14 protein-coding genes are annotated in these 16,033 nt (G+C 61.0%); 5 read left to right on the top strand and 9 right to left on the bottom strand.

Features of this window, described 5'->3' with window-relative positions:
* Positions 1-2: 2 nt before the first annotated feature.
* Positions 3-902 (bottom strand): LysR family transcriptional regulator, encoded by a 900-nt coding sequence (locus AC07V8_RS07440; RefSeq protein WP_494678998.1) that lies wholly within the window; start codon positions 900-902, stop codon positions 3-5.
* 162 nt (positions 903-1,064) lie between these two features.
* On the opposite strand from AC07V8_RS07440, the gene AC07V8_RS07435 reads away from it, so the two are divergent.
* Positions 1,065-2,072 carry an aldo/keto reductase gene (locus tag AC07V8_RS07435; RefSeq protein ID WP_494678999.1) on the top strand — a complete coding sequence of 336 codons (1,008 nt, stop codon included), beginning with the start codon at positions 1,065-1,067 and terminating at the stop codon, positions 2,070-2,072.
* A gap of 42 nt (positions 2,073-2,114) precedes the next feature.
* Here AC07V8_RS07435 and AC07V8_RS07430 read toward each other — a convergent pair whose 3' ends face one another.
* A complete protein-coding gene (locus AC07V8_RS07430; protein ID WP_494679000.1) occupies positions 2,115-2,996 on the bottom strand; it encodes a LysR substrate-binding domain-containing protein in 882 nt (293 codons plus the stop codon).
* A 5-nt stretch (positions 2,997-3,001) separates the two neighbouring features.
* Positions 3,002-3,457 carry a Cd(II)/Pb(II)-responsive transcriptional regulator gene (cadR, locus tag AC07V8_RS07425; protein ID WP_494679001.1) on the bottom strand — a complete coding sequence of 152 codons (456 nt, stop codon included), beginning with the start codon at positions 3,455-3,457 and terminating at the stop codon, positions 3,002-3,004.
* A gap of 118 nt (positions 3,458-3,575) precedes the next feature.
* Here cadR and AC07V8_RS07420 point away from each other — a divergent pair, with 118 nt between their 5' ends.
* Entirely contained in the window at positions 3,576-5,879 is a 2,304-nt protein-coding gene (locus AC07V8_RS07420) for a heavy metal translocating P-type ATPase (protein WP_494679002.1), read from the top strand.
* A gap of 39 nt (positions 5,880-5,918) precedes the next feature.
* Here the strand turns inward: AC07V8_RS07420 and AC07V8_RS07415 are convergent, their stop codons facing one another.
* Positions 5,919-7,532: a bifunctional protein tyrosine phosphatase family protein/NAD(P)/FAD-dependent oxidoreductase gene (locus tag AC07V8_RS07415; RefSeq protein WP_494679003.1), complete on the bottom strand. Its 1,614-nt coding sequence runs from the start codon at positions 7,530-7,532 to the stop codon at positions 5,919-5,921.
* Between the two features lie 385 nt (positions 7,533-7,917).
* Between AC07V8_RS07415 and AC07V8_RS07410 the strand changes: the two genes are divergently transcribed.
* Positions 7,918-8,787 carry an MBL fold metallo-hydrolase gene (locus tag AC07V8_RS07410; RefSeq protein WP_494679004.1) on the top strand — a complete coding sequence of 290 codons (870 nt, stop codon included), beginning with the start codon at positions 7,918-7,920 and terminating at the stop codon, positions 8,785-8,787.
* Between the two features lie 26 nt (positions 8,788-8,813).
* Here AC07V8_RS07410 and AC07V8_RS07405 read toward each other — a convergent pair whose 3' ends face one another.
* From AC07V8_RS07405 to AC07V8_RS07385, 5 genes are all read right to left on the bottom strand, one after another.
* Positions 8,814-9,416: a DUF924 family protein gene (locus tag AC07V8_RS07405; RefSeq protein WP_494679005.1), complete on the bottom strand. Its 603-nt coding sequence runs from the start codon at positions 9,414-9,416 to the stop codon at positions 8,814-8,816.
* A 52-nt stretch (positions 9,417-9,468) separates the two neighbouring features.
* Positions 9,469-9,699, bottom strand: a complete 231-nt coding sequence (locus tag AC07V8_RS07400) for an RNA-binding S4 domain-containing protein (RefSeq protein WP_098493548.1) — start codon at positions 9,697-9,699, stop codon at positions 9,469-9,471.
* A 30-nt stretch (positions 9,700-9,729) separates the two neighbouring features.
* Positions 9,730-10,017 (bottom strand): hypothetical protein, encoded by a 288-nt coding sequence (locus AC07V8_RS07395; protein ID WP_494679006.1) that lies wholly within the window; start codon positions 10,015-10,017, stop codon positions 9,730-9,732.
* Positions 10,018-10,191: 174 nt separating this feature from the next.
* Positions 10,192-11,079, bottom strand: a complete 888-nt coding sequence (ypfJ, locus tag AC07V8_RS07390; RefSeq protein WP_494679007.1) for a KPN_02809 family neutral zinc metallopeptidase — start codon at positions 11,077-11,079, stop codon at positions 10,192-10,194.
* A 114-nt stretch (positions 11,080-11,193) separates the two neighbouring features.
* Positions 11,194-12,312 carry an SDR family oxidoreductase gene (locus AC07V8_RS07385; protein WP_494679008.1) on the bottom strand — a complete coding sequence of 373 codons (1,119 nt, stop codon included), beginning with the start codon at positions 12,310-12,312 and terminating at the stop codon, positions 11,194-11,196.
* Between the two features lie 526 nt (positions 12,313-12,838).
* Here AC07V8_RS07385 and AC07V8_RS07380 point away from each other — a divergent pair.
* Entirely contained in the window at positions 12,839-15,337 is a 2,499-nt protein-coding gene (locus AC07V8_RS07380; RefSeq protein ID WP_494679009.1) for an acyl-CoA dehydrogenase, read from the top strand.
* Between the two features lie 41 nt (positions 15,338-15,378).
* Positions 15,379-15,915, top strand: coding sequence for a spermidine N1-acetyltransferase (speG, locus tag AC07V8_RS07375; protein ID WP_211444554.1), 537 nt, complete (start codon positions 15,379-15,381; stop codon positions 15,913-15,915).
* Positions 15,916-16,033: the final 118 nt, after the last annotated feature.

Genomic DNA, 16,033 nt, shown 5'->3' with positions numbered 1-16,033 from the left:
CTTTATGCGTAACGGGCCGCCAGCAGCCTGGCGATCCAGTCGACAAACACCCGCACCCGCGGCGACAGATGCCGGTTGTGGGCGTACACCACCGATACCGGCAACGGCGCCGGCTTGAAATCCGGCAGCACTTCTTCAATTTCGCCGCTCGCCAGCAATGCTTCCAGGCCGAACCGCGGCGCCTGTATCAATCCCAGCCCGGCGGCGCAGCTGGCCAGGTAGGCATCGGAACTGGCCACTGAGATCAGGCCGGGCAGTTTCAGGAAACGCGCTTCGCCATCCGCCATGTATTCCCAGCCCAGGTCGCGCCCGGTGCGGCTGGAAAAATAATTCACCGCCATGTGATGCTGCAGATCGTTCAGGGTTTGCGGCCTGCCGTGGCGCTCCAGATACGACCTGGCGCCGCAGTTGATCTGCTCCATGCTGCCGATGCGCCTGGCGATCAGGCTGGAATCGCTGAGCGCGCCGACCCGCACCACGCAATCGACCGCTTCGCCGACCAGGTCGACAAAGCGGTCTGTGGCGCTCAGTTTCAAGCGCAGCTGCGGATAGAGCGCGAAAAATTCCGGCAGCGCCGGGATCACCACCATGTGCGCCAGGCGCTCCGGCAGGTCGACCCGGATCACGCCGCGCGGCTGCAGCTGGTCATGCTGGAACAAGGCGTCGACATCTTCGAATTCCGTTAATAATTGCGTGCAACGATCAAGGTAGGTGATGCCCTCGTCAGTCAGCGTCACTTTGCGCGTGGTCCGGTGCAGCAGCCGCACGCCCAGGTGCTTCTCCAGCGCTTGCACCGCATTGGTGACAGTCGCGGCAGGCAGGTTCAGCTGCTCCGCCGCGCGGCTGAAGCTGCCCAGTTCCGCTACTCTCGCAAAGACTTCCATGGTCTGGATGCGGTCCATTGTGCTCTCTCCCATATCAAGGGGATTATTGGTTATTTTCGAATAAAGAAATCATTTTATGCCCATTTATTCGCTGGCGGGGATGGTCAATAATGGTTTCAAGGCAGCCGAACCCGGTCTTGCCTGTTCGCTGCATCTGGATAAACCAACCAAGGATTCAATATGAAAACCCGACAACTAGGCAGTACCGGCCCGCAATCTTCGATCATCGGTCTCGGCTGCATGGGCATGTCCGATCTGTACGGCCCGGCCGATGAAAACGAAAGCATCGCCACCCTGCACGCCGCTATCGATGCCGGCATCACCTTGCTGGACACCGGCGACTTCTACGGCATGGGCCACAACGAAATGCTGATCCGGGAAGCGCTGCGCAGCCGCAAGCGCGAGCAGGTTCTGCTGAGCGTTAAATTCGGCGCCATGCGCGATCCCGCCGGCGCCTGGAGCGGCATCGACGGCCGCCCTGAGGCGGTGAAGAATTTCCTGTCCTACACCTTGCGCCGGCTGGGTACCGACCATATCGATATCTACCGCCCGGCGCGCCTCGATCCGAACGTGCCGATCGAGGAAACCGTGGGCGCCATCGCCGATCTAGTGAAGGCTGGCTATGTGCGCCATATCGGCTTGTCCGAGGTGGGTGCGCAAACCATACGGCGGGCGCAGGCTGTGCATCCGATTTCCGACCTGCAGATTGAATATTCGCTGATCTCGCGCGGCATTGAAGCCGAGATCCTGCCTGTGTGCCGTGAGCTCGGGATCGGCGTGACCGCTTACGGCGTGCTGTCGCGCGGTCTGATCAGCGGCCACTGGAACCAGGACAAGACGCTGACCTCAGGCGATTTCCGCAGCCGCAGCCCGCGCTTCAGCGGCGACAACCTGGCGCACAACCTGTCTCTTCTGGATGCCTTGCGCGCTATCGCCGACAGCAAGCAGGCTACCGTGGCGCAGATTGCCATCGCCTGGGTGATGTCGCGCGGCAGCGACATCGTGCCGCTGGTCGGCGCCCGCCGTCGCGACCGCCTGGCCGAATCGCTGGGGGCAAGCAATGTTGAGTTGAGCGCCGACGACCTGGCGCGCATAGAAACCGCGCTGCCGGCCGACGCCATCGCCGGCGAACGCTATGCGCCGGCGATGATGGCGCATCTGGATAGCGAGCAGTCGCACTCGAAGTGAGTATCTGGCGGCCAGCCTTGACGGGCAGGGCCGGCCTCGAACTCACAGTTTCAATTGCAGGAAATCGAGGAAGCAGCTGATGCGCCGCGCCAGCTGGGTATTGCGGTAATACACCGCGTGAATCTGCTGGCGGTAGCCATTGTTATAGGGCGCCAGGATATCGACCAGGGCGCCGCGGGCGATATCTTCGCGCACCATGAACGCCGACAGGCAGGCGATCCCCAGCCCGTGCAGCGCCAGCTGGCGTATGGTTTCGCCGCCGGATGCGAGCAGGGTAGGGCTGATGCCGAGCTGTTCATCCTGCTGGTGGCGCAAGGGCCAGATATTCAGCGATTCGGGCTGGGTGAAGCCGAGCAGCTGATGCTGTTTCAGCTCGGCGGCGTCGGCCGGCGTGCCATGCCGGCGCAGGTAGCCGGGACTGGCGACGATGTGCAGCGCACTCGCGCCCAGCCGGCGCGCATGCAGCATCGAATCTTGCAAGGCGCCGTGGCGGATGGCGATATCGGTGCGCTGCTCCAGCAAGTCGATATTCTGGTCGTTGCTGGTAAGTTCCAGCGTGATGTCGGGGTAGCTGCTGCGGAATTCGGCAATGTGCGGCACTATGCAATGCAGCATGAACGGCGGCGACGCATCCACCCGTAGCCGTCCGGACGGCCTTTGGTGGCGCACCTGGATCGCTTCTTCCGCCTCTTCCATCGCCGTGATGATGGCGCGCGCCTTTTCCAGGAACAGATGGCCTTCTTCGGTCAGCTCCATGCGGCGCGTGGTGCGCGTCAGCAGCGAGGTGGCCAGTTTCTGTTCCAGCCGCGACAGGGCGCGGCTCAGGCCCGAGGTGGTCTGGCCCAGCTGTCCGGCGGCGGCGCTGAGGGTGCCGCAGTCAACCACTGCAATGAAAATCCGCAGGTCATCCGAGTGAATATTCATCTGGCTTAATGGACGCCGCCGCCATGGCTGCCGAGATTGGCCGGCGCTTCATCGTCCATGCTGGCCAGGCCCTGCAGGATGCCGCAATCCTTGGCCGCCTGGGTTTTCTGGCATTGCTTGCGCAATTGCTTCAGCTGCGTCTGCAGCGCCTTCAATTCCGCGATCCTGGCGGCGACGTGATCGATATGGTGGTCCAGCAGAGTGTTCACTTCCGCGCAATTATCTTCAGGCAGGTCGCGGAATTGCAACAGTCGGCGCACTTCATCCAGCGTCATGTCGAGCGAGCGGCAGTGGCGGATGAACTGCAGGCGCTCGATATGCGCCTGTCCATACAGGCGGTAGTTGCTTTGCGAGCGCGCCGCCAGCGGCAACAGGCCTTCGCGCTCGTAATAGCGGATGGTTTCCACCGGGCAGCCGGCATGCGTGGCCAGTTCGCCGATCTTGAGTGCAGTTGCAGCCATGGCTCTGCTCCTTTCCTGATTATTTCAAGTCAATCCTTGACCTTATAGTAGCTACAGGGTTTTAAATATGCAAGGAGTATGCAATCTGCATCACTAAAACCTGCATCAAGGAGGGCGCATGGCCGCTTGCAAGCACGATCACAACGATCATCATGATCATCATCACGACCACCAGCATGGCCATGAGCATAGCCACGAACATGGCCAAAGCCGGCGCCACGAGCACGCCCAGGCCGATGCCGGCGCCAGCCGCCCAGTCCTGGCAGCCGGCGCGCAAGAGGCAGTGTTCCTGATCCAGAAGATGGATTGCCCCACGGAGGAAAAGCTGATCCGCGACAGGTTCAGGCAGATGGCCGGCATCGAGGCCATGCAGTTCAACCTGATCCAGCGCGAGCTGACGGTCCAGCATCGCCTGCCGTCGCTGGATTCCATCGTCGCGACCCTCAAGGCGCTGGACATGGAGCCGGCGCTGAAGTCGGACACACTGACCGGCGCCGTCGGCCTCACTGAAGGCCTGGGCGACGGCGGGTTCAAGATATCGCGCAAGAAATGGCTGTTGATGGCGATCTCGGGGATCACCGCGGTCGGCGCCGAGGTAGTGGTCTGGAGCGGCGGCCAGGACAGCTCGTGGCTGGTGATCGGCCTGGCGCTGGCCGCGATCCTGACTGGCGGCCTCGATACGCTGAAGAAGGGCTGGATCGCGCTGCGCAATTTCTCGCTCAACATGAATTTCCTGATGTCGTTGGCGGTGATCGGCGCGGCCATCATCGGCCAGTGGCCGGAAGCGGCGATGGTGATTTTCCTGTTTGCGCTGGCGGAAATGATCGAAGCGCTGTCGCTGGACCGCGCCCGCAATGCCATCAAGGGCTTGATGGCCATGGCGCCGGACCTGGCGACGGTGCAAGGTGCCGATGGCGGCTGGCGTGAGGTGGCCACCGGCGAGGTTGAAATGGCGGCGCTGATCCGCGTCAAGCCGGGCGCGCGCGTGCCGCTCGACGGCGTGGTGACGGAAGGGCAGACCACCATCAACCAGGCGGCTATCACCGGCGAAAGCATGCCGGTGGCCAAGCAGGCCGGCGACCAGGTATTTGCCGGCACCATCAACGAACGCGGCTCGTTTGTCTACCGGGTCACCGCATTGCAAGCCAATTCGACGCTGGCGCGCATCATCAAGAGCGTGCAGCAGGCGCAGGGCGAGCGCGCCCCGACCCAGCGCTTCGTCGACCAGCTCGCCCGCTATTACATCCCGGTCGTGGTGCTGGCGGCGCTGCTGGTGGCGACCTTGCCGCCGCTGCTGATGGGCGCGGCTTTCTATCCATGGTTGTACAAGGCGCTGGTATTGCTGGTGATTGCCTGTCCCTGCGCGCTGGTGATTTCGACGCCGGTGACGGTGGTCAGCGGCCTGGCGGCTGCGGCCAGGCACGGGATACTGATCAAGGGCGGGGTCTACCTGGAAATGGGGCGCAAGATCAAGGCGCTGGCGCTGGACAAGACCGGCACCCTGACCCTGGGCAAGCCGCGCGTCACGGATGTGCAGCTGGTGCAGCCGGCGGCTGACGCCGACGGCCGCCTGCTGCGCCAGTTGCAGCATCAGGCCGCCAGCCTGGCCGGCCGTTCCGACCATCCGGTATCGACGGCGGTGGCGGCGCATTGGCAAGCGGCCGAGAGCCTGCTTGAGGTCAGCGCCTTTGAAGCGCTGACCGGGCGCGGCGTGCAGGGCAAGATCGGCAACCAGCAGCTTTACCTCGGCAATCACCGCCTGGTGCATGAGATGAACATCTGCAGCCCGGCGCTGGAGGCGCGCTTGTCGGCGCTGGAGAGCGAAGGCAAGACCACGGTGGTGCTGTGTTCGGCCTCGCAGCCTCTGCTGATACTGGCGGTGGCCGATACGGTGCGCGACACTGCGCCGCAAGCGGTGGCCGCGCTGCGCGCGATCGGCGTGGAAGCGGTGATGCTGACCGGCGACAATGCGCACACCGCGCAAGCCATCGCGGCCCAGGTCGGCATCAGCGATGCCCGCGGCGACCAGCTGCCGCAGGACAAGCTGGAAGCAATCAACGATTTGCGCGCGCGCTTCGCCTGTGTCGGCATGGTGGGCGACGGCATCAACGATGCGCCGGCGCTGGCGCAAGCCAATATCGGCTTCGCCATGGGGGCGGCCGGCAGCGACACGGCGCTGGAAACCGCCGACGTGGCGCTGATGGACGACGATCTGCGCAAGATTCCGGACTTCATCCGCCTGAGCAAAAAGACTTACGCCGTGCTGATGCAAAACATCACGCTGGCGCTCGGCATCAAGGCCATTTTCCTGGTGCTGGCGCTGAGCGGCGAAGCGACGCTGTGGATGGCGGTGTTCGCCGACATGGGCGCTAGCCTGCTGGTGGTGTTCAACGGCTTGCGGCTGCTGCGGGCGCTACGCTGAGATTGCGTTTGCATGCGCGCCGGCGGAACAATGCCGGCGCTATGGATGTTCTTTGGACACCGAGGATTTGGCGAGCCACTCCCGGCCTTTCAGCATCAGCGTCCAGTAGACCCAGGGCAGCACGGTGGTTTTCAGGAGCCAGTTGCTGCGGCGGGCAATGGTCGGATCGAGCGGGAAGGTCGGCAGCAGTTTGCCGCCATAGCCGAATTCGGCCAGTATCACCTTGCCTTTTTCCACCGTAAGCGGGCAGGCGCCATAGCCGTCATAGTGCGCGCTCAGAGGCTGTCCTGCGCAAGCCGACAGCAGGTTGGCGGCGACCACCACGGCTTGCTTGCGGATGGCGGCAACCGTTTTTGCATTGCCGGTGGAGCTGATGTCGCCGAGCGCAAAGACATTGCGGTAACGGACATGGCGCAGCGTCGCCGGATCGACTTCGCACCAGCCGTCGAGATTGGCTAGCGGGCTGTTGCGGACGGCGTCGGGCGCCACCTGCGGCGGCACCACGTGCAGCATGTCGAAGGATTTTTCCTGGCGCACGATATTGCCGGCGCGGTCCTTGACATCGAACCAGGCCAGCTTGCGATCGCCGTCGACCTTGACCAGATTCGATTCGAATGCCAGCTGCGCCTGGTATTTTTTGACGTAGGACATCAGCGGCGGCACAAACGCAGGAACGCCGAACAAGGCGACGCCGGCGATATTGAATTCAACCGCGATCTTGTTGAGCACGCCTCTGCGCAGCCAATGGTCGCATGACAGGTACATGGCTTTTTGCGGTGCGCCGGCGCACTTGATCGGCATGGCAGGCTGGCAGAACAGCGCCTTGCCTTGTTTTAACTGCGACACCAGCTGCCATGTATACGGCGCCAGCTCGTAGCGGTAGTTGGAGGTGACGCCGTTGCGGCCCAGGGTCTGCTCCAGGCCTTCTATTTTTTCCCAGGCCAGACGCAGGCCGGGGCAGACAATCAGTTGCTGATAGGCGATCAGGCTGCCGTCGTCGAGCCGGACGCGATTATGGTCCGGCAGGAATTCCACCGCCGACCGCTGCAGCCATTGCACCCGCTCCGGGATCACCGAGGCCATTGGCCTTACCGTCTTTTTCTGCGCATAGGCGCCGCCGCCAACCAGGGTCCAGGCCGGCTGGTAGTAGTGCCGGCTGGCGGGGTCGATCATGACGATCTGCATATTCGGTGCGCGCCGCAACAAGCTGGCGGCGACGGCGATGCCGGCAGCGCCAGCGCCGACGATCACGACTTCAAATTGCCTGGGCCTGTCGTCCGCCGGTCCTGCCGGCGATGCGGGAGCCGCTGTCTCGGCTGCATTCGCCAGGCGGAAGATGTTGGTGGAACGGTTGCCGGTGCGGCAATAAGCCAGGATGGGGGGCGGCATGCTGACCAGCAGCCGGCGCAAGGCGGCGCCATGCTCTTTGCTGAGATGGGTGGCGTCCGCCGGCAGATAGCTGAAGGCCAGCCCAAGTCTTTCGCAAGCGGCTGCCAGTTCGCCGCTGGAGGCATGACGGCCGCCGTCTTCGGCATCGGGCCGATTGCAGATCACCGACCGGTAGCCGGCCGCTGCGATCTCGTTCAAGTCTTCCTTGTCGATTTGACCGGCAGTCGAAAATAATTCGCTATGCTTGATGATATTAAGATTCATAGGCGCTGCTTCCATCGTGACGGGTGAATGGCGCAGCTTCTCTGCGCATTGTTTGGCTGGCCGGCTTCTTTGCTCGCGTGGCCAGCGGATCAGGTATCGATATGCGCCAGTATCGCCACAGGTCGCAAATGTTTAAGATGGCGAGACAAACGCGCACAGATGAATGACCGGGGCTAGACATGCTCTTCGGTGTACCAATGCGTTTAACAATCTGCGAGCATGTTGCGACTGGCCGCGTTATAGCGGATGCTCCAATGAAACACTATGTTAATTGTTAGATTGTTACTTATTTAATTGTTAATAATATAAAGGCGGATTAAGTATTTGTCAATGTTATATATTTTTATATATAGTTACCTATTGTTAAGTTTAAGGATGTGATTTGATGCCTAGTCCTCAGGTAGAAGTGATTTTTGATCAGAGTACCGCCACGTTTACTTATGTTGTGTACGAGAAGGCGGGCAGCGAATGCGCGATCGTCGATTCAGTGCTTGATTACGATCCGGTGTCAGGCCATACCTCGACCGCGGCTGCCGACCGCGTGATTGAATTCGTGCGCGCCAAGAATCTGAAAGTGCAATGGCTGCTGGAAACCCATGCCCACGCCGACCACATTTCCGCAGCGCCCTATCTGCGCCGGCAGCTAGGCGGCGCCATCGCGATCGGCGATCAGATCCGGGTGGTGCAAGGGGTATTCAAGAAGGTCTTCAACTTGCAGTCGGAATTCCTGCTGGACGGCGCCCAGTTTGATCGCCTGTTTGCTGCCGACGAGATTTTCCATATCGGCAATTTGCGCGCACAGGCGCTGCATGTGCCCGGCCATACGCCGGCCGACATGGCTTATCTGGTGGAGCAGGAGGTGGCGTTTGTCGGCGATACCCTGTTCATGCCGGATCTCGGTTCGGCGCGCTGCGATTTCCCCGGCGGCAGCGCCAGCAGCCTGTATCGCTCGGTCGGCAAGCTATTGCAGCTGCCGCCGGCGACCCGGCTGTTCGTCTGCCACGACTATCCGCCGGAGGGACGGGCGCCGGCCTGCGAGGCCACGGTCGCCGAGCAGCGTGCAAAGAATATCCATGTCAGGGACGGCATCAGCGAAAGCGAATTCATCGCCATGCGTACCAGGCGCGATGCCTGCCTGGGTTTGCCGACCCTGATGCTGCCGTCGATCCAGCTGAATATCTGTGCCGGGGTATTGCCGGCGCCGGAAGAGAACGGCGTCAGCTATCTGAAGATTCCCTTGAATATCGCCCTGTAGGGCTCCGAGTGGACTGTTACAGTCCGCTAGAAAGAGGATCCAGGCTGTTGCAGGAATGCCAGTTCCTGCGCCGTCGATGGCCGCTGCAGGATGCGGTTGCGATGCGGGAAGCGGCCGAAGCGGGCGATGATGTCGCGGTGCCGGACCGCAAACGAGAGGTAGCCGGCAAAGCATTCCTTGTGACTGGCGGGGACTTGCTCGACCAGCGCGGCGGCAAGCGCCACCGCCTGCTCCTGGTCGGCCAGCAGTTCCGAATGGGTCAGCGGCAAATGCAGGAAGCTGCGTTCGATCGGGCGCAAGGCGTTATAGAAGCCGGGCTGCAGGCCAAGCCGGCAGAAACCGCGCGCCTGCTCGTCGAAAGCAAACGAGCGCGGCGTCTCGCGGTACATATTGCGTGGGAACTGATCGCTCAGGATCACCAGCGCGAGTACGCCGTGCGGCGTTGTTTCCCAGTCGGACAACTGCTTGTTTTCAGCCGCCAGCAGTGCGCTTTCAAAGCGTTCTCTGATCTGCCGGTCGATGGCCGGGTTCTTGCTCCACCACAGGGCCGATTGCTGGCTGGCGACGGCAGCGTCATCCGGATTGTCGCCAAACCAGAATTGCCTGATCGTCAGAATATCTTCTGCCATTTCGTCTCTCCCTCGATGCTTCGCGCTTGCTCGTCTTGCCGGGTTTTGCCGATCAGTTTGTCCCGCGCCGCGGCAGCACGTAGATCAGCAGATCGCCGATGGTGACCTTTTGGCCAGCCACGATCTTGCAGGTCTTGCGCAGCTCGACCTTGCCGTCGACCGACACCACGCCGCTGGCGACCAGCGCCTTGCCGGCGCCGCCGCTGTCGCAGACGCCGGTCAGCTTGAGCAATTGATTGAGTTCGACGTAATCGCTGTTGAGGCGTAATTCCAGTTGTTGCATAGTATTCCGATGATGGTGGTGATGAAAAAATTAAAGACTGGCGCTCTTTTGCAGCGCCAGCTGCGCCTGATCGAGCCAGGCGCCCAGATGATCGAGCAGGTCTTGCTGGCTGTACGAGCAGCTTTCTTCCGAAAACAGGCTTGCGGCTTCCAGCCGGCCGAGGAAATGTTCCGCCACTTCGGTAAAACGCGGCGGCAGCGCCGACAGCAGGGCAGTCTGCGCGCGCCAGGTCTGGGCCAGTGCGGCGATTCCTGGGGGAGTGCCTGGCATCGTAGCGAGGGCGGTGCGCAGTATGTGAATGGTTTCTTGATGTGACATGCTTGATGAGTCGCGATGAATGTTTGAGGGTGCGCGCTTGGCCTCAGGGCTTGGCGGCTGGTCCCGGCCAGCCCATCTGGTTTTGACAGCTTGCGCCCTGTCTCGACACGGTTGCATTGCGTTGCGCGGAGCGCTTGCGCAAGCCGGACGTGCCGGCTTGCCATGTGTCGTCAATTAAAGCGTCTTGACTTCAAAGGTATTGCAGGATTTGACTTCGCCGCTGCTGACGCCTTGCTTGAACCAGCGCACCCGTTGCGCCGAGGTGCCATGGGTGAACGAATCCGGTACGACGTAACCCTGTTCCTGTTTTTGCAGGGCATCGTCACCGATGGCGGTGGCCGCGTTCAGCGCGCCTTCGACATCGCCTTGTTCCAGGATGCTGCGCGCCTGGTTGGCATGGAAGGCCCAGACCCCGGCCAGGCAATCGGCTTGCAGTTCCAGCCGTACCGACATGGCGTTGGCCTGCGCCTTCGACATCTGCCGTTCGGCGCCGTTGACCTTGTCCATGATGCCCATCAGGTTCTGTACATGGTGGCCGACTTCATGGGCGATCACGTAAGCCTGGGCGAATTCTCCCGAGACATGGAAGCGCTGCTGCATCAGCTGGTAGAAGCTGAGGTCGATGTAGACCTTGCGGTCGCCCGGGCAGTAGAACGGTCCGGAGGCGGTCTGGCCGGTGCCGCACGCAGTCTGGGTGGCGCCCGAAAACAAGACCAGTTTTGGCGGCGGATAAGTCTTGCCGTTGGCGCGGAAAATCTGGGTCCAGACATCTTCGGTGTCGGCCAGCACGGTCCTGACGAATTTCTTCTTTTGATCTTCCGGCTGGTTGGCGCGGTTAGGTGCAGGTGCCTGCTGGGATTGCGGCTGGCTGACCGGACCGCCGCCGCTCAGCAGGCTGATGACGGTGGTCGGGCTGATGCCGAAGAAGTATGAGGCGACCAGGGCAATCGCAATGGTCCCGAGGCCTATCGAGCGGCCGCCAAATCCGCCGCCGCCACCGCCGCCGTCATCGCCGCGACGGTCTTCGACGTTGTCACTTTCCCGATTGCCTTCCCATTTCATGATCGTTACCCCTGTTGATTTTGTTGTCCGCGAGGAGCCAATTCTAACGGAAAGCGGCGCTAATTAGGGGGCAAGCGATGAATGCAAAAGATATGTGCGGCCTGATGGCGAAGACTATTTAAAGTCCCATTTCATCTGTTCTGCTATCGGGATGTGCCTTGCCGACTCGACGCACAGCGGGATGTAGTCGGTAAACAGCGGCGCCGGGCGGATGCCTTCTGCCAGCAGGTTGCTGTTGTCGAATACGTAATTCAGGCCGGCGAAGGCGCCATACAGCTTGAGTGCGCGCAGCAGCAGGCGGTCATTGCATTCCGGCACGCATTCGCGCATGCGCGGCAGCAGGGTGGCGATGGCGTCCGGCGTGATCTGCTTGTAGGTAGCGCCGATCGGTTCGATGCCGCGCGCCGCCGCCAGTGCCAGGTCGATCTCGCGGAACGATACGCTGGAACCGGTGCCGGCCGAGATATGGAACACATTGTGCGTCAGGGTTTCCTTTTGCGCCAGGTCGATGATCGCTTGCGCGCACCAGTCCACCGGCACCACATCGACTTTTTCATCGAGGGCGGTGGTCAGCGCGCCCAGCAGCTGCCACACCATGAAGACCCAGAAAATGCTTTGCGACGGTGCGCAGCCGAGCACGGTGTGGCCGACGATGATCGATGGCCGCACGTAGATCACCGGCAGGTCGGGATAGGTGTCGCGCAGTTTCTTTTCGCCCATGGCCTTGGAGCGGGTATATGCCACCAGATGTTCGTCGCCCAGCGGCAGGTCGATTCTTTCCTTGACGATGGCATTGATGCCGGCGCCTTCGCCGCAGGCCATGGCGGTGCCGATGTACATGAAGCGTTTCAAGGCAGGGCGCCGGTGCATCAGCTTGCCGAGCGCCAGGGTGCCGTCGACGTTGATTTTTTCCAGCGAGGGATGATTCGAGAAAGTTGCCAGCGCCGCCGAATGGACGACCACCGATACCTGGTCCAGGCGCGGATCGCCGGCGACGCTGTCGAGCTCGGACAAGTCCGAGCAGAGGATTTGTTCGACGCCGATCTGTGCGATGTCGGCCGCGCTGGCGCCCAGCAACTGCAGGTTCTTGATCACCCGGGCGTGCGCTGCCTCAGGGGTGTCCGCGCGCGCCAGCAACAACAGATTTTTGCCTAGCCCACGGTGAATTGCCTCGACAGCGTTTGCGCCACCCAGAAAGCCGGTCGCGCCGGTCATCAAAATTAAATTATTCATTAAAGGCTAAATGCTCTTGTAACTGGTCTGATACGGGTTGGAGACTCGCCTGCGGGCGGGCTGGCTACGGGGTACACATAAGCAATATGGGCCGAGCGCTCAGGCTAGGATTTGGTTTTACTAGGTTTTCCCATAGCAATGCGTAACTATACGAAGGTCTAACGCGCGATTGTATAGTATGGTTGACAAATGGATACAAAGATTTACAAAGGGTTGCATGTTGCCGATTCCATATCTTTTTAATTGTTCCCTAAGTTGTTCCCTCAAGCGCTGCATAGAATAAGCTAACTTGTTGTTGTTTAACATTTAAATTTGCTGTTCGTGAACTTTTCGCGTCCCAAAAGTGACCAAAGGATAAAGAATTACCTTATTTCTTTAACTGGGCTATGGTTTTCCGGGCAATGCTTTTGTATGCCCATTATGTGCTCATCTACATTCAGTCACATCCTGTCTTCCTGATCGCGTCCGCCTGGCGGTGGTCATGTCAAGACTCGCCGCACGAACAACAGTGAAATTGGGAGCAAGCATGTTCTATTGGATCGCAGCGCTGCTTATCGGCGCTTTGGCATTGATGCAGTTGCGTGTCAGCGCCTGGGTTTGGCTGGGCGCCATGCTGCTGTGGATAGCCGGCGGCTTCCGGCTGGCCGGCATCGGCGCGCTGGCGGCCATATTGCTGTTGCTGCTGCTGGTGATCCCGACCTTGATCGTAGCCATCCGGCCGTTGCGTTACCGCCTGCTGAGCGGGCCGGTGCTGCAGATGTTCCAGCGCATCCTGCCGCGCATGTCGCAGACCGAACGCGACGCCATCGAGGCCGGCACCACCTGGTGGGATGCCGAACTGTTTTCCGGCAAGCCGGCATGGGACAAATTGCTGCAGCTGGCGCCGCCCAGGCTGACGGCGGAGGAGCAGGATTTTCTCGATCATGAAGTCGAGCAGCTGTGCGGCTTGGTCACCGACTGGGACAGCACCGAAATCTGGCAAGACCTGTCGCCGCAGGCCTGGCAATTCGTCAAGGACAAAGGTTTTCTCGGCATGATCATTCCCAAGCAGTACGGCGGCAAGGAGTTCTCCGCCTATATGCATTCGCAGGTGATCATGAAGCTGTCCTCGCATTGTTCGGCGGCGGCGATTTCTGTGATGGTGCCCAATTCGCTGGGGCCGGCCGAGCTGCTGCTGCAATATGGCACTGAAGCGCAAAAGGATTATTTCCTGCCGCGCTTAGCCGCCGGCGAGGAGATACCTTGCTTTGCCCTGACCAGTCCTTACGCCGGTTCCGATGCGGCCGCGATTCCGGACGTCGGCGTAGTGTGCGTGGGCGAATACGATGGCCAGGAAATGCTGGGTTTCCGCCTTACCTGGGACAAGCGCTACATCACCCTGGGTCCGGTGGCGACCGTGCTGGGGCTGGCGTTCCAGGTGCAGGATCCTGATCATCTGCTGGCCGCGGGAGACAGCAGCGCGGCAGTGGATCTCGGTATCACCTGCGCCTTGATTCCCACAAGTCATCCCGGCGTGGTCGCCGGCCGGCGCCATTGGCCGCTGAACGCGGTGTTCCAGAACGGCCCGACTTCCGGCAAGGACGTGTTCATTCCGCTGGACTGGGTGATCGGCGGCCGCGAACAGATCGGCAAGGGCTGGCGCATGCTGATGGAATGCCTGGCGGCCGGCCGCGCCATTTCCTTGCCGTCCTCCACGGTCGGTTTTTCCAAGCTGGCGGTGCGCGGCACCAGCGCTTACGCAGCGATGCGCCATCAGTTCAGGATCCCGATCGGCAAGTTCGAAGGCATCCATGAAATGCTGGCGCGCATGGGCGGCAACCTGTATCTGATGGATGCGGTGCGGCGGCTGTCGGCGCTGGCGGTGGATGCCGGCGAAAAGCCATCGGTGATTTCCGCGATCTCGAAATACCATGTCACCGAACGCGGCCGCATCCTGGTCAATGCCGGCATGGATGTATTGGGCGGCAAGGGTATCTGCATGGGGCCGAACAATTTCCTGGCGCGCAGCTACCAGCAGATGCCGATCGCCATCACGGTCGAGGGCGCCAACATCCTGACGCGTTGCCTGATCATCTTCGGCCAGGGCGCGATCCGCTGCCATCCTTATGTGCTGAAGGAAATGGCGGCGGCGGGCGAGGCCGACCAGCAAAAGGCGCTGGCCGATTTCGACCAGGCATTCTTCGGCCATATCAGTTTCATCTTCGCCAATTTTTCGCGGACCCTGGTGGCCGGCCTGTCGGGCGGCAGTTTCCCGGCGGCGCCGAGCGCGGCGCCGGCCGAGCTGCGCCATTTTTATCGCGCGGTCAACCGCATGTCGGCCGCGTTCGCGCTGCTGAGCGACAAGTCGATGTTCGTTTTCGGCGGTTCGCTCAAGTTCCGCGAACGGATTTCCGGACGCCTGGGCGATATCCTGTCGCAGCTCTACCTGGTTTCCAGCGTCCTCAAGCGTTATGAGGACGATGGCCGTCCGCAGGAAGATCTGCCGTATGTGCACTGGGCGATCCAGGATGCCTTGCACCAGGCGCAGGAAGCTTATCTGGGCGTGCTCGACAATTTTCCGAACCGGTTGCTGGCGGTTTTGCTGCGGGCCATCGTGTTTCCTTTCGGCCGGCCTTACGACAAGCCCTCCGATGCGCTCGACAGCGCCGTGGCGAAAGCCATGCAAACCAATGGCGCCAGCCGCGACCGCCTGGTCGGCGGCATCTTCATGCCGAGCGCCGAACAATCGCCGCAAGCTTTTGGCGAACTGGCGTTCCAGCTGATTCCGCAAGTGAATGCCGTCGAAGCGCGGCTCAGGCCCTCGTTCAAGGCCGGCACCCTGGCGCCGATGCCGCAAAGCCTGATCGAGATGCCAGGCTGGATCGCGGCGGTGGCGGCCACTGGCGCGATCACCGAAGAAGAGCAGCAGGTGCTGCAGGATTTCGCCCGTTATGGCGACATCAGCGTGCAGGTGGACGACTTCCCGCAAGACTTCAACCGGCTTGAGTCGATGCAGGCAGGCGGCAATCATTCAAGCCGTCAATAACGATAATCGATAATTTTGGCAACAAACAAGAAAGACGTTTTATGACTACCCTCGTGCAACCGGGCCTTAAACTGCGCCCATTGGAACGCAACGATCTGCACTTTGTGCATCAGCTCGACAATAACAGCCACATCATGCGCTACTGGTTTGAAGAGCCGTACGAAGCCTATGTTGAACTGACCCAGCTATATGACCAGCACGTGCACGACCAGAGCGAGCGCCGGTTTATCCTTGAAAGCGATAACGGCGAAATGGTGGGACTGGTCGAACTGGTCGAGATCACGCACATCCACCGCCGCGCTGAATTCCAGATCATCGTGGCGCCGAGCGCCCAGGGCAGGGGCTATGCCGAACGCGCTACACGGCTGGCGATCGAGTACGCGTTTTGCGTGCTCAACCTGTACAAGCTGTATCTGTATGTGGACAAGGAAAACCACAAGGCGATCCACATTTACCAGAAGTGCGGATTTGAGCTGGAAAGCGAATTGAAGAGCGAGTTTTTCATCAATGGCGTGTATCGCGATGCGATCCGCATGTGCATGTTCCAGCCCGAATACCTGGCCAAGCGTCCGCGTTGAAGCTGTTTTTGCCTGTTTGCCGGTTTGCCGGCCCGGGCTCGATCGGATTCGAAAAACATAACTCAACCTTGACTTAGTAATTTCTAAGATATATCTTACTATCTCGTTCAATGAGATA

It is taken from the genome of Collimonas sp. GW821-FHT02H07, from assembly GCF_059421505.1.
The sequence above is the reverse complement of the archived record's forward strand: the minus strand, read 5'-3'. Positions and strand labels throughout refer to the sequence as shown.